This is a genomic window from Bacillus sp. PAMC28748, assembly GCF_014250415.1.
Classification (GTDB): domain Bacteria; phylum Bacillota; class Bacilli; order Bacillales; family Bacillaceae; genus Bacillus; species Bacillus licheniformis.
Map to the genome: position 1 here is coordinate 514455 of NZ_CP060192.1, position 12756 is coordinate 527210.

At 49.9% G+C, this 12756-nt stretch carries 13 protein-coding genes; 2 read left to right on the plus strand and 11 right to left on the minus strand.

The annotated features are described in order from the left end of the window. Positions 1 to 64: 64 nt before the first annotated feature. The 6 genes from H7F26_RS02790 to H7F26_RS02815 all read right to left on the minus strand — a co-directional run bounded on the left by H7F26_RS02790 (position 65) and on the right by H7F26_RS02815 (position 5809). Positions 65 to 991 (minus strand): ABC transporter ATP-binding protein, encoded by a 927-nt coding sequence (locus tag H7F26_RS02790; RefSeq protein ID WP_003185476.1) that lies wholly within the window; start codon positions 989 to 991, stop codon positions 65 to 67. Then, on the minus strand, positions 991 to 1680 hold the full coding sequence (locus tag H7F26_RS02795; protein ID WP_003185478.1) for an ABC transporter permease subunit: 690 nt from the start codon (positions 1678 to 1680) through the stop codon (positions 991 to 993). Before H7F26_RS02795 ends, H7F26_RS02790 begins: the two co-directional genes overlap by 1 nt. 333 nt (positions 1681 to 2013) lie before the next feature. Next, the gene (locus H7F26_RS02800) at positions 2014 to 2736 is read right to left on the minus strand and encodes a LutC/YkgG family protein (RefSeq protein ID WP_003185480.1); all 723 of its coding nucleotides are present in this window, start codon (positions 2734 to 2736) and stop codon (positions 2014 to 2016) included. Continuing rightward, on the minus strand, positions 2733 to 4166 hold the full coding sequence (locus tag H7F26_RS02805) for a LutB/LldF family L-lactate oxidation iron-sulfur protein (RefSeq protein ID WP_003185481.1): 1434 nt from the start codon (positions 4164 to 4166) through the stop codon (positions 2733 to 2735). Before H7F26_RS02805 ends, H7F26_RS02800 begins: the two co-directional genes overlap by 4 nt. 43 nt (positions 4167 to 4209) lie before the next feature. Continuing rightward, positions 4210 to 4926 carry a (Fe-S)-binding protein gene (locus H7F26_RS02810; protein ID WP_011198333.1) on the minus strand — a complete coding sequence of 239 codons (717 nt, stop codon included), beginning with the start codon at positions 4924 to 4926 and terminating at the stop codon, positions 4210 to 4212. 142 nt (positions 4927 to 5068) lie between these two features. After that, complete coding sequence (locus H7F26_RS02815; RefSeq protein WP_003185485.1) at positions 5069 to 5809, minus strand: L-lactate utilization/bacilysin biosynthesis transcriptional regulator LutR; 741 nt, start codon at positions 5807 to 5809, stop codon at positions 5069 to 5071. A 207-nt stretch (positions 5810 to 6016) separates the two neighbouring features. On the opposite strand from H7F26_RS02815, the gene lutP reads away from it, so the two are divergent. Then, positions 6017 to 7708, plus strand: coding sequence for an L-lactate permease LutP (lutP, locus tag H7F26_RS02820; RefSeq protein ID WP_003185487.1), 1692 nt, complete (start codon positions 6017 to 6019; stop codon positions 7706 to 7708). A gap of 33 nt (positions 7709 to 7741) precedes the next feature. Here the strand turns inward: lutP and rpoN are convergent, their stop codons facing one another. After that, positions 7742 to 9055, minus strand: coding sequence for an RNA polymerase factor sigma-54 (gene rpoN / locus H7F26_RS02825; RefSeq protein ID WP_003185489.1), 1314 nt, complete (start codon positions 9053 to 9055; stop codon positions 7742 to 7744). A 70-nt stretch (positions 9056 to 9125) separates the two neighbouring features. Between rpoN and yvfG the strand changes: the two genes are divergently transcribed. Then, the gene (yvfG, locus tag H7F26_RS02830; protein ID WP_003185491.1) at positions 9126 to 9341 is read left to right on the plus strand and encodes a protein YvfG; all 216 of its coding nucleotides are present in this window, start codon (positions 9126 to 9128) and stop codon (positions 9339 to 9341) included. Positions 9342 to 9356: 15 nt separating this feature from the next. On the opposite strand, the gene H7F26_RS02835 is transcribed toward yvfG, so the two are convergent. From H7F26_RS02835 to H7F26_RS02850, 4 genes are read right to left on the minus strand one after another with little or no spacing between them, the layout of a single operon-like run. Then, positions 9357 to 10334, minus strand: a complete 978-nt coding sequence (locus H7F26_RS02835) for a polysaccharide pyruvyl transferase family protein (protein WP_003185493.1) — start codon at positions 10332 to 10334, stop codon at positions 9357 to 9359. Positions 10335 to 10344: 10 nt separating this feature from the next. Further along, complete coding sequence (locus H7F26_RS02840; protein ID WP_044789387.1) at positions 10345 to 11490, minus strand: DegT/DnrJ/EryC1/StrS family aminotransferase; 1146 nt, start codon at positions 11488 to 11490, stop codon at positions 10345 to 10347. Between the two features lie 23 nt (positions 11491 to 11513). Then, positions 11514 to 12140, minus strand: a complete 627-nt coding sequence (locus H7F26_RS02845) for an acetyltransferase (RefSeq protein WP_003185497.1) — start codon at positions 12138 to 12140, stop codon at positions 11514 to 11516. After that, complete coding sequence (locus H7F26_RS02850) at positions 12140 to 12742, minus strand: sugar transferase (RefSeq protein ID WP_003185499.1); 603 nt, start codon at positions 12740 to 12742, stop codon at positions 12140 to 12142. Before H7F26_RS02850 ends, H7F26_RS02845 begins: the two co-directional genes overlap by 1 nt. Positions 12743 to 12756 lie beyond the last annotated feature (14 nt).

Consider the following 12756-nt stretch of genomic DNA (forward strand, 5'->3'; position numbering starts at 1 on the left):
AGGCCCGAACAATGCCGAACTCATGCCTGTCAAAATCTTTCTGGAATATTAGCCCACCATAGTGTCAAGACACAACGCGTTCCTCCGAGCTGTCGATAAAGATGTCTTCAAGCGACGGTTCATCGACGTGGATTCTGTAGATTCCCACCTTGCAGTTCGTTAATACTCTGACGATGGCAGGAATTTTTTCTTCTGAATTGACGATGATCGAAATCTCATGGTGCTTAAATTGAACGTTTTCACCAGCTGACTCAAGAAATCGGTCGATCAGGCCGAAATGCTGCTCGGGAATATTCGAATGGCGGATGTGAACGCTTATGTTCGACATGAAATGCCTTCTTAACTCATCGAGCGTGCCTTCCATTAAAATGCGGCCGTTTTTCATGATCGCGATTCGTGTACAGATTTTCTCGATTTCATGCAGGTTGTGTGACGTCATAAATACCGTCTTACCTTCTTTTTGCAAATCCATAATCAGCTTTTGAATGTGGAGTGCCGATTCGGCATCAACACCTGATGTCGGTTCATCCAAAAAGATGAGCTCGGGATCATGGATGATCGCTTGGGCGATGCCGAGCTTTTTTTTCATACCGAATGAATACGCGCCCGCTTTTTTTTCAGTATGCTCAGTGAACCCTACCCTCTCTAAGACTTCTTCGCAACGCTCAGTCGATACGGTCCGTCCGTTCAGCTTTGCAAAATACTTCAAATGCCCGACCGCTGTCATTGAATCATAGAGGGTCAAATAATCGGGTAAAACGCCGATGCGGTGCTTGACGCTTTCAATCGAAGCTTCATTTAACAGCAGAAAACTGCCGGCTGTCGGCTGGATAATGCCTGTGATCATATTCATAAACGTAGATTTCCCCGCACCGTTGCGGCCGAGGAATCCGTAAATCTCTCCTTTTTCAACTTGAAGGTCGACATGGTTGACGACGGTTTTGGCGCCGTAGCTTTTCATCAGCCCTTTTGCCTCGATCACCACATTCATTATAAATCTCTCCTTTTAAACAAAACGATCGCACCGCAAAGAACGATGGCGGCGTAGACAAAGTTGATGAAAATAAAAGAACCGCCCAGTACGGAGTAATAGTACGGCGTTATATATTTAAACCAGGTGATCATGCCGTTCTCTGAATAAACAGCCCATAAACTGACCGCTGGAAAAACGAGAGCAAACACGATTCCGAAAAACATTGACACGGCGGGCCTTGAAATCACGATCGAAAATAAAAGGTTCAAAGAGATCGCAGCTGTAAGAAAAGCCATGCTGTCTGCATAACTCAGCCATAAAAACTCTTTTGAGGCGATCATCACCAAGGCATAAGAAACGAGCATGCAGAAAAACCAAAACAGCCAGACGCCAAGAAACTTTCCCAGAATGATCTTGATCCGCGACGTTTTCGTCACGAGAAATCTGACCGTCCGGGTATGGACTTCGCGGTTGATCATGTCATGGGAAAGCCCCGCGATAAACAGGAAACCGAGAGCAAACACGATAACGGCCGTTCCGATCGCGCCTGCATCGCTTCCTAAATCCAATTCCCGCACGACATCCGCAGGCGCCTGTTCAATCAATCCCGCAGTCTTATAGCTCACCCAAAACATAATAATAATGACAATAATCGACTTGATGCTTTTAAAAAGACTGATAAATTCGTTCAGACACACTGCCCGCATATGAGTCACTCCTTCACTATTCTCCATTATAGTGAGTGAACATTATCGGGAAATAATCTTATCCTTAACATTACCTTAAATTTTAATAGACTCTTTCTATCAGGGGTGCTTCTGTGGATTATAAATGAGATAAAAAATCTCGCAAGCGGCTTGGACCTGCGGCAGAAATGTGTATGCAGAGCCGGCGATCCGATAAAAATACCATTTTAATATACTATTTATAATCGGCAAAAAAAGCAGAACGATGCGTTCAATCTGTATGCGCCGGAATTGTCATATCGCATAATAAAAAAGATTAGCTCAGTATGAAGCTAATCTTTTTGCTATCGATAATTACCGGTCCTCCACGACTATATATGCCGCCTTTACGGGGCCGTGGACGCCGACTACAAGGTCCATTTCGATATCGGCTGAATTGCTCGGTCCAGTGACATAGTTGATGCAGGACGGGATGACGTCGCCGTCTGCAATCTTTTGTTTGATGATTGCGCTTGCTTGTGTCATCCGCGGGACGATGGTGCTTTTCGGGACGATCGCGATATATGTCGTCGGCAGCAAGCTGACGGAACGTCCTTTGTCTTTTGAGCTGAAGAGGACGACCGTTCCGGATTCAGCAAGCGTGATCTCGCTGAATGTCACGCCGATGTTAGCCTGTTCGGCTCGCTGGATGTTCTCATCTCCGGCCGCTGCATCCCATTCCCACACTTTCGTCCCTTCATTCGGCCACTTGTCCGTTAACAGGCCTGACAGTCCGTACTCTTTAAAACGGTCATCTTTCGGGATCATGACAGGCCCGCCTCCAAATCGCGCTGCTTGTTCATACAAGGCATCATGCAAGCCGATGACATCTGTTTCAATCAGCTCCGTGTGAATTTTCCGGCAGTGGTCCTTTAAGACGCCGACAAGCTCATCCTGTGTATAGCCTTGATATACCCTGTGCTGCGGCTGGTGGATATAATCGGGAACGGTGACGCCTGCAGAACGCCTGTTGCGGCCGAGCCTTTCAGCAATCCGGTTTAAAAAGCCGTCTTTGTTGTGGATTGTTCCGTTTGTCATTTGTCTTCCCCCTTCTCTTTCCGTCTGTCCTCAAACCAGTCGCGGAACCTTGACTTGTTCGGCGCGGGGAAGTCGCGTATCTGGGTCCACTGTTTTAACGGACCCGGTCCCTTCGTAATCTTGCCGTCTTCTTTAAACGGCTTCATGGCTGCCGGCGCCCATTTGGAGCCCATTTTGTAAAGGGATGGCGCAGAAGTTCCCAAGCCGAACGCTTTCATCGCCAGCTTTTCGGATATCGGCGCGCGCCCTTCTTTTTCAACGATGCGCTGCCTGTGCTTTAGAAGCAGCTCATGAAGCGGGATTTTCACCGGACATGCTTCAGAGCAAGCCGCACATAACGAAGATGCGTACGGCAGTTCTTTATAATCGTCATATCCGCCGAGCAGCGGCGACAATACAGCCCCGATCGGACCTGAATAGATCGAACCGTAAGAATGCCCGCCGACATGACGGTAAACGGGGCAGACATTGATGCAGGCCGCACAGCGGATGCATTGAAGGACGGACTGAAACTCCGTTCCGAGAATGTTGGAACGCCCGTTGTCAACGATGACGAGGTGAAACTCCTCCGGGCCGTCCGCTTCACCGGGCAGCCTCGGCCCTGTCAGCGCCGTGATATAGCTCGTCAGCCTCTGTCCGACCGCGCTTCTTGTGAGCATGCCGACGAGAACTTCAAACTCGTCGAATGATGGGACGATCCGCTCCATCCCCATCACGGTAATCTGCGTCTTCGGAATAGTCGTGACGAGACGCCCGTTTCCCTCGTTTGTGACAAGGCTGACAGATCCCGTATCGGCAATTGCAAAATTGCAGCCCGTAATGCCGATATCAGCTTCGAGAAATTTCTTTCTAAGCACGGCGCGCGCGTGCATGACAAGCTCTTCCGGCTTTTCGGTGTTGCGGTAGCCGATCCGCTCTTTGAAGACGTCGCGGATTTGCTCTTTGTTTTTATGCAAAGCAGGTGCGACGATATGTGACGGCGGATCATGATCATCGATTTGGAGGATGTATTCGCCCAAATCGGTTTCGACCACTTCGCAGCCGTCGCTTTCAAGTGCCTCGTTCATGTTGATTTCTTCGGTCACCATTGATTTTGATTTGACGATTTTTTTGCCGTTTTTCTTTTTCACGACATCGCGGATGTAGCCTGTCGCTTCTTCAGCCGTCTGCGCAAAGAAAACGTGCCCGCCTTTTTTGGCGACATTTTCGGCAAGCTGTTCTAGATAGTAATCCAGATTTTCCAGCACGTGCTGCCTGATTTCTTCGGCCAGAGACCGCCATTCTTCCCAGTTCCCGAGCTCTTTTGCCGCCTCAAGACGGCGCGCTCTCAAGCGCTCCTGCGCGCTTGAAACGGCCCCCCTCATAAACTCGTTGTCGAGCCCGTCTGACACGCGCTCTTTAAATTTCTGCGTTCCGATCTTCATTGCCATAACGAATGTCCCCCTCTATCTGTGAAATGACCGGATTGTCTGTTTATCTGCTGTTCAGCACTTCTGCGATATGCATGACTTCAATCGGCTTGTTCTTTCTCCCGATCCGCCCGCCGATATTCATCAAGCAGCCGCAGTCCGCCCCGATTAACACGTCGGCGGCTGTTTCTTCGACACACGCCACTTTCTCATCGACCATCTGTTCGGATATTTGCGACATCTTCACCGAGAAAGTGCCCCCGAATCCGCAGCAGTCGTGTTTGCGCGGCAGCGGCGTGAACTCCAGTCCCTTCACATGCCGAAGCAGCTTCATCGGCGCGTCCGTGACTCCCAAAAGCCTTGTCATATGGCATGACGTATGATAAGTCGCCTTTTTCTCGAGTGTCGCCCCGACGTCCTCAATCTTCAATACGTTGACGATAAAATCGGTCAGCTCATACGTTTTGTCAGCCAGCCGCTGCGCTTTTTCCGCCCAGGCCGGTTCATCCCGGAAAAGGTGCGGGTACTCTTTGAACATAAAAGCGCACGATCCTGAAGGGCTGACGACGTATTCAGCTGATTCAAACGTCTCAATCATCCGTCTCATCGCTTTTTTGGAATCTTTGACATAGCCGCTGTTGTACGCAGGCTGGCCGCAGCAGATCTGCCCTTCGGGAAAATCCACTTCACATCCGAGCCGCTCCAGCAGTTCAACAGTCGCTTTTCCGACATTTGACTGAAACATGTCAACCAAACACGTGATAAACAGTGATACTTTCATCTTGATCCCCTCTCCAACCCGATTAATCAGGTCATCTGATGACTTGGTTAGAAAACCCTCTTTCTCCATCTTACACCTTGGCAAAATTTTTTGAAAGGGGTTTCTTTTTCGTTTTCACTCAGGCCGTGCAGCTGACTGCTGCTTAAATAGCCGGCTCGTCGGCTTGTTTCGTTTCTTCAAAATATGAGGCCAGCACATTTTCCACATTTGTCAGATGATTGTGCATCGCTTGCTCCGCTTTTTGGCCGTCTTTTTCCTTCACAGCCTGATAGATGGCTTCGTGTTCCTCATAAAGGCGCTTAACAGTTGTATTCTTCGAGAACAGCCAAATTTTGCGCGTCTCCCTCATCGTCTCAATTAAGAGAGATGACACATGATTCATCAAGCCTTTCAGCAGATCGTTCTGCGAAGCGCCGGCAAGCGCAAGGTGAAACGCGAGGTCGGCTTTTTCGCCAAGTTCGCCGTTCCCGTCCGCCAGCTTCATATCCTCAAGTGCTTCCTGCATGCGTCCGAGATCATCCTCCGTGCGTTTTTGAGCCGCACTGGAAACTGCCCCGATTTCAAGTATTTTACGGACTTCGAGCAGTTCAGCGACATCTTTCTTTTTCATCAAAAGTGCAGCCGAAAGGGGGATGGAAATTTGCTCAGGCTCAAACCTTTTCACATACGTCCCTTCCCCCTGCTTCATTTCGACCATCCCCATCGCTTTTAACGCGGACAGCGCTTCCCTGACGGCCGAACGGCTGACCTGAAAGCTGTCGGCGAGCGCTTGGACGGAGTCAAGCTTGTCGCCGGGCTCAAGCTCTCCGCTTTTAATCGATTCAAGAAGCGCTTCCGCGACTTCTTCATATATTTTTTTCGTCTTGATTTGTTTGTATTTCAACTTTTTTCACCTCGTAACCAGACTGGGCATGATGCGCTATTTTTTATTATACCGTTCTTTCCGTCTGGAACATATAGACTTCGGCTCCATGCAAAAAAAGATTGTAATTTATGACATTGAGAAATATAATGCTAAATGATCAGTCTTATCATCATGTCATCAGATGACTAGATGAGGCTTTTTTGACGAACAAAGGGGGAATTGGAGATGGGATGGACGCAAGATTATACTCCGCTGGGGAACAGTTTGCTGCTCTCTTCGCTTGCAGCGCTTATACCGATTTTGTATTTTTTCTGGGCTCTGGCAATCAAAAGAATGAAAGGGCATACAGCAGGCTTGACGACTTTGCTGATCGCACTCGTGCTGGCCGTTTTCGTATACGGCATGCCCGCTCAGCAGGCTGTGATGTCGGCTTCGCAAGGCGCGGTTTACGGGCTGCTGCCGATCGGCTGGATTATCGTGACTTCAGTTTTTTTGTACAAGCTTACGGTGAAAACCGGCCAATTTGAAATCATCAGGAGTTCGGTATTGTCGATCACAGATGACCGCCGTTTGCAAGCACTTTTGATAGCGTTTTCATTCGGGGCATTTTTGGAAGGTGCGGCAGGCTTCGGCGCCCCTGTCGCGATATCGGCTGCATTGCTTGTCGGCCTCGGCTTTAATCCGTTGTATGCGGCGGGCATATGCCTGATCGCCAACACGGCGCCTGTCGCTTTCGGAGCGATCGGCATCCCGATTATCGCGGTTGAAGGGCCGACTGGGATTCCTGCGATGGACATTTCAAAAATGGTCGGACGCCAGCTGCCGTTTTTATCTGTATTTATTCCGTTTTATTTGATCATCATCATGAGCGGTTTCAAAAGGGCTTTGGAAGTGCTGCCGGCCATTCTCGTGTCGGGCGTCTCTTTTGCCGTTACACAGTATGTAAGCTCAAACTTCCTGGGGCCTGAGCTCCCGGATATTTTGTCAGCTATCGTATCACTTATCGCTCTCGCTGTATTCTTAAAATTTTGGAAACCGAAAACGACATTCAGATTCTCACAAGAAAAGGAAATGGCCGCTGCAGCGGAGGCGCAGCAGCTTGAACATCAAAAGGCCTCATACTCGGCGGGGCAGATTTTCAAGGCATGGACACCGTTTTTGCTGCTCACGGCAATGGTCTCCATCTGGGGAATTCCATCTGTCAAACAGGCCTTGACGGGCCATTATGAAGGTTCAAATCCATTGCTGCTGTTCATAAATGATATCGGCGGCAGGCTGACGTTTGCACCCGGCGTGCCTTTTTTGCACAATCAAATTCTCGATGGTTCCGGAAAACCGCTTGAGGCTCTTTACAAACTTGATCTCGCTGGATCGGCAGGTACGGCGATCCTGATTGCCGCCGTACTGACAAAGTTTGTCACAGGCATGCCTTGGAAAGAATGGGGCGCCGTATTTACAGATTCGCTGAAGGAACTCGGCAAGCCGATATTAACGATCGCTTCCGTCGTCGGTTTTGCCTATGTCACCAATTCTTCGGGCATGAGCACAACACTGGGCATGTCCCTTGCGATGACCGGTTCAATGTTCGCATTCTTTTCTCCCGTTCTCGGCTGGCTCGGTGTGTTTATAACCGGTTCAGATACGTCGGCCAATTTGCTGTTCGGAAGCCTGCAAAAAATGACGGCACAGTCAGTCGGAATGGAGCCGGTGCTGTCTGTGGCGGCCAACTCTTCAGGCGGCGTCACAGGAAAAATGATCTCTCCGCAGTCGATTGCGGTCGCCTGCGCAGCCGTCGGACTGGCAGGAAAGGAATCCGACTTGCTTCGCTTTACACTGAAACACAGTCTGTTTCTTCTTTTCCTCGTTTGCATGATCACTTTCCTGCAGCATCATCTGTTTTCGTGGATGATCCCGTAAAAAAGCCGCCGGCGCTCGTGCCGGACGGCTTCTTTATTGATATCTCTTTCTTACAGACGAAGGCAGTATATTGAGCTGATCACGGTATTTGGCGACGGTCCGCCTCGATATGACAACGCCGTGCTTTTCGTTTAAAAGGTCGGCCAGTTTCTGATCTGAAAGCGGTTTCATTTTATCTTCTTCATCGATCAGCCGGCGCAGATGCGCTTTGACTGTGTGACTTGACGCATGCCCGTCAGCGGCGTCCTTTACCTTCGCCGAAAAAAACCGTTTAAGCTCGCAAAGCTCAAAAGGCGTCTGCACGATTTTCCCTTTGACTGCGCGGCTTACCGTTGATTCGTGAACGCCGAGGGCATCAGCGATCTCTTTTAATGTGAGCGGCTTCAGTTCGTCTTTCCCTTTTAAAAAATAATCTTTTTGCCGCACCATGATTTCCGCCATCACCCTCCGCATCGTTTCCCGTCTTTGCCTGAGGGCATTGTCGAGCCATTTCCACTGCTTGAACTTATCAGAGATATAAGCGGTCGCCTCGTCTTTTGACTGACGCTCTAAAAACGGCTCGTAAAACGCGTTAAGCTGGATGTCGGGAAAAGAACGGCTGCTGAGCTCAAGCACCAATTTTCCATCCTCTGCTGAAATGATTAAATCAGGCTCGACATAGACTTCGCCATCATCTGTGCCATATATCAATCCGGGACGCGGCGACAGTTCTGCGACAAGGTCTTGAATGTCCTGAAGCTCTGAAAGCGAAAGCCCCGCTCTCTCTGACAGCTCTTTCCATCCCTTTTTGGCAAACAGGTCAAAGTATGAGGAAATGACTTTTTCCGCTTTTGCCGTCTCCTTGGGCAGACGCTTTAATTGGATCAGGATGCATTCCTGTAGCGACCGCGCCCCGATGCCTGCCGGATCAAGAGTCTGCAGCTTGCCCAAGACTTCTTCAGCTTCTTCTCTGGTGACAGCCAGCTCGGAAGCGATAAAGGCGATGTCTTCTGTCACATATCCGTTTGGATCAAGTGATTCGACCAAATAGCTGAAAACCCGCTTTTCGCGGCTTGACAGCTGGAGATCGAGCGCCTGCCGTTTCAAAGCGCTTTTAACATCTTCACGGGAATGGGCCGTCTCAGAGCGGCTTATTCCTTCATTTTGCAAATGACGATTCGTTTTATGGTAAAATGATCGGGGAATATCGGAGTCTTTTCGTTCGATCAGGGGGTTTTCCAATGAGAGTTCATCAATCCGGCTGTTCAGCTCGGCCGACGAATACTGAAGCATATGAATGGCTTGGGCAAGCCCTTGCGTCAAGTGAAGTTTTGCCGTTTGCTGCTGCTGTACATGCAAGTTCATCATATCTCCCCTCCCACTATTAGTTTACACGATCGGTTCCGAACCGTATAGACTTAAAAAAGGAGTGTTACCATTGACAGAGCTTTTCTCCGTGCCCTATTTCATAGAAAATTTTAAAACCCATATTGAAATGCATCCAAATGAGGATAAAATCCACGCGATGAACAGCTACTACCGTTCAGTCGTTTCAACGCTTGTGCAAGACCAGCTGACAAAAAACGCCGTCGTTTTAAAACGGATTCAGCATTTGGATGAAGCCTACAACAAAGTAAAGCGTGAAGAAGCATAGCAAAAAAACCGCCTGTCATACGTGAACAGGCGGTTTTTCTGCTTCTGTCTGATGGTTTTGAATCAGTTTCGTATTCGGGATGTCTTTCATCCATGTATTGTAGTAATTCGCGTTTTTTCCGTAGGAGTTGTCAATCACTACGTTTTCTTTTCCGAGCAGGCACGATAAGATGTGGCCGTGCAGCCTTGAAGTAACGACTGATTCATAGCGGCTGAAGAAACGGATTGATTTGTCGACGAGGCTGTCCGAAAAGCGTTTCCAATAAGAAGCGATCGGCAGCGGATTGCCCGCTTTTTTGTTGAGGACATTGATCGTCTGCAGGCGTTTGATTCCGCGTTTGTCGCCTTCTGATAAGATGACGTTCCAATCGTACGTGTCCGGCTCCCCTGCTTTCTGCAGGCTGCTGTTGGCTTCTTTGTCGGTCCTGATCAACCGCAGAACGGACTCGGACGGCTTTTCGGCAGGTGCCGCGATCGGCCAGAGCTGGTGAGCCATATCGGGCATCATTTTGATGTTTTTCACCTCTTCGAAACGCTTGACGGCAAAATCGAATGATGCCTTTTCCCGCGTGAATAAGTGCAGATCCGGGTGAGCCGCCAAAATGCCGCGCGTTTTTATTATATTTTCTTCATGCTCATAATAAATCGACTGCGGCAGAATGACGATCCGGTTGTCCGGGTAATGTTCGACCACCCGTTCTCTGAACTGCTGGAAGTGAGGGTACAAGTCGCCGAAATTGCCGCCCCCCTGACAAACAATGATGGCGTCCTTTGGAATGCGGCGGCCCGGAATGAAATTCTCCGCATTCCATCTTTCGCGCACCTTGATGCCGTATGCTTCAAAAAAAGCTTCCGTTCCTTTCATGATCAATAGATCCCCGACGTTTCCGTATAGCGGGTAGTCCAAGTAAACGACTGATGAATGCCTTGGAATGACATCCAAAATTTCTGCCAGCTTATGCTTTAAGCTGTCCATGGAATATGTAATCGCCATGTTTAGCACCTCATTTATATTTAATCCGGTCGGCAACGATTTGAATTACCCGGTCCTGCTCTTTTCGCGTCATACTTGATCCTGACGGCAGGCAGAGCCCGCGCTGAAATAAGTCGCAGCAGACAGAGCCCTGGTCATCGTGCGGATAAAAAGCCGCGCCTTTAAAAAGGGGCTGTCTGTGCAAAGGCTTCCATAACGGGCGGGCCTCAATGTTTTCATTTGCGAGCTGTTCGATGATGTCCGCCGGTGTTGTTTGAATCTTTGCTGAGTCTAACGTTAATGTCGTGAGCCAGCGGTTTGACATGCCGGCCTCAGGCATGAATTCTATACCTTCGATACCGGAAAGCGCCTCCTTATAGCGCTCGAAAACCGCCCGTCTGGCATGTACCCGGTCATCCAGAACGGCGAGCTGTGCGATGCCGATTCCGGCCAGAACATTGCTCATCCGGTAATTGTAGCCCGCTTTTTCGTGCTGATAATGAATGGCTGGCTCGCGCGCCTGAGTGGCTAAAAAGCGCGCCTTCTTCAACGCGTCTTCATCATCGCTGACCAGCATTCCTCCGCCCGATGTGGTGATGATTTTGTTACCGTTGAACGAATAAATGCCGAAGCGTCCGAAGGTCCCGCTTTTTCTGCCTTTATAAACAGAACCGAGCGATTCGGCTGCATCTTCAATGACAGGCACGGCAAATCGATCGCAAATGGCCATAATCTCGTCCATTTTCGCGCTTTGGCCGTACAAGTTGACGACGATGACGGCTTTCGGGAGATTCCTGGCCCGCTCCGCTTCGTCAAGCGCCCGTTCAAGCGCCTCGGGCGACATGTTCCATGTATCCCGTTCAGAATCAATGAAAACCGGTTCAGCCTGCTCATATATGATCGGATTGGCGCTCGCTACAAACGTAAAAGAAGAGCAGAAGACCGTATCGCCTTTGCCGACGCCGAGCAATTTCAAGGCCAGGTGGATCGCAGCTGTTCCTGAGCTGACTGCCGCGGCTCCGGACGTCCCCGCATAGGCGGCAAGCTTTTCTTCAAATGTGTCGACAAGAGGACCGAGGGGCGCGATCCAGTTTGTCCGAAACGCTTCGGCTACATAGCGCTCCTCGTCTCCGCTCATGTGCGGCGGTGATAAATAAATTCGCTTATTCTGACTCATGTTTTTCACCCTTTTTACTGCTGTTATTTGATCATTCTTGCAGGGACTCCGACTGCGGTGCAATTATCAGGAATGTCGTGAATCACGGCTGCCCCCGCTCCCGTCACGCTCCAGCGTCCGACTGTCTTTCCGGGAATGACCGCCGTTCCCGCGCCGAGATGAGCGCCTTCCATAACTGTCACGCCGCCGGTTAACACCGTTCCGGGCGAAAGATGAACGTAATCGCCGATCCGATTGTCGTGTTCGACGATCGCACCTGTGTTGACAATCGCGTGGATGCCGACGTCTGCATCCGCTTGGATGACGCTCGATGCCATAACAACGGCGCCGTTTTGAATCCGGGCCGAACCGCTGACAACAGCAGAGGGATGAATCAAAACCGCATACCGGTCAAGCGGAAGACCAATGCGTTCATACAGCTGCTGTCTGATGCTGTTTTGGCCGACAGCCAGGACGAACTTCGCGTCCGGATGAAGCCGCGCAAGTTCTTCTGCGGCAGCTGAAGGCCCTCGATACAGACCGTTCTCAACATGAAGCTCCGCATACCGGTCATCAAGAATACCGGCAAGCTCCGTATCCGGCCGCTCTTTTACAAGTTCCCGAACGACTTTCCCATGGCCGCCGGCTCCGATGATCACCACGTTTTGCATCAGGCATTCCTTCTCCCTGTAAATTTTTCTGCTGTCACATGCCGGTCCTGGCTGACGCCTTCCGACTTCAAAACCTTTACGACAGTCAACAAAAGGATTTTGAGATCAAGCAAAAAAGAACGATGATCCACATACCAGACATCGAGTTCAAATTTTTCCTCCCATGTCACTTTATTTCTCCCGTTGATCTGCGCCCAGCCCGTGATGCCCGGCTTGACTTCGTGGCGTCTCCACTGCCGCTTCGTATAAAGGGGGATATACTCCATCAAAAGCGGGCGCGGCCCGACGAGGCTGAGGTCTCCTTTGATAACGTTGATCAGCTGCGGCAATTCGTCAAGGCTCGTTTTTCTGATCAGCCGCCCCGTCTTTGTCAGCCGCTTTTCATCGCTTAGCAGATTGCCTGCTGCATCTCTTTCATCAGTCATCGTTCTGAATTTATATAATGTAAAAGGCTCGCCATTCAGCCCCGGACGGGTTTGGCGAAATAAAACAGGCGAGCCGATTTTCCATCTGATGAGACAAGCCGTCAGAATCATGGCCGGACTGAGCGCGACCAGCAAAATAACTGACAATGCAAGATCGAAAAACCGTTTCGCTAGCACGAAAAACGCACCCC

Coding starts and splice junctions, on each gene's coding strand:
- H7F26_RS02790 (WP_003185476.1), bottom strand. CDS start 991: ATGAATGTGGTGATCGAGGCAAAAGGGCTGATGAAAAGCTACGGCGCC.
- H7F26_RS02795 (WP_003185478.1), bottom strand. CDS start 1,680: ATGCGGGCAGTGTGTCTGAACGAATTTATCAGTCTTTTTAAAAGCATC.
- H7F26_RS02800 (WP_003185480.1), bottom strand. CDS start 2,736: ATGACAAACGGAACAATCCACAACAAAGACGGCTTTTTAAACCGGATT.
- H7F26_RS02805 (WP_003185481.1), bottom strand. CDS start 4,166: ATGGCAATGAAGATCGGAACGCAGAAATTTAAAGAGCGCGTGTCAGAC.
- H7F26_RS02810 (WP_011198333.1), bottom strand. CDS start 4,926: ATGAAAGTATCACTGTTTATCACGTGTTTGGTTGACATGTTTCAGTCA.
- lutP (WP_003185487.1), top strand. CDS start 6,017: ATGGGATGGACGCAAGATTATACTCCGCTGGGGAACAGTTTGCTGCTC.
- rpoN (WP_003185489.1), bottom strand. CDS start 9,055: ATGATGAACTTGCATGTACAGCAGCAGCAAACGGCAAAACTTCACTTG.
- H7F26_RS02835 (WP_003185493.1), bottom strand. CDS start 10,334: ATGGCGATTACATATTCCATGGACAGCTTAAAGCATAAGCTGGCAGAA.
- H7F26_RS02840 (WP_044789387.1), bottom strand. CDS start 11,490: ATGAGTCAGAATAAGCGAATTTATTTATCACCGCCGCACATGAGCGGA.
- H7F26_RS02845 (WP_003185497.1), bottom strand. CDS start 12,140: ATGCAAAACGTGGTGATCATCGGAGCCGGCGGCCATGGGAAAGTCGTT.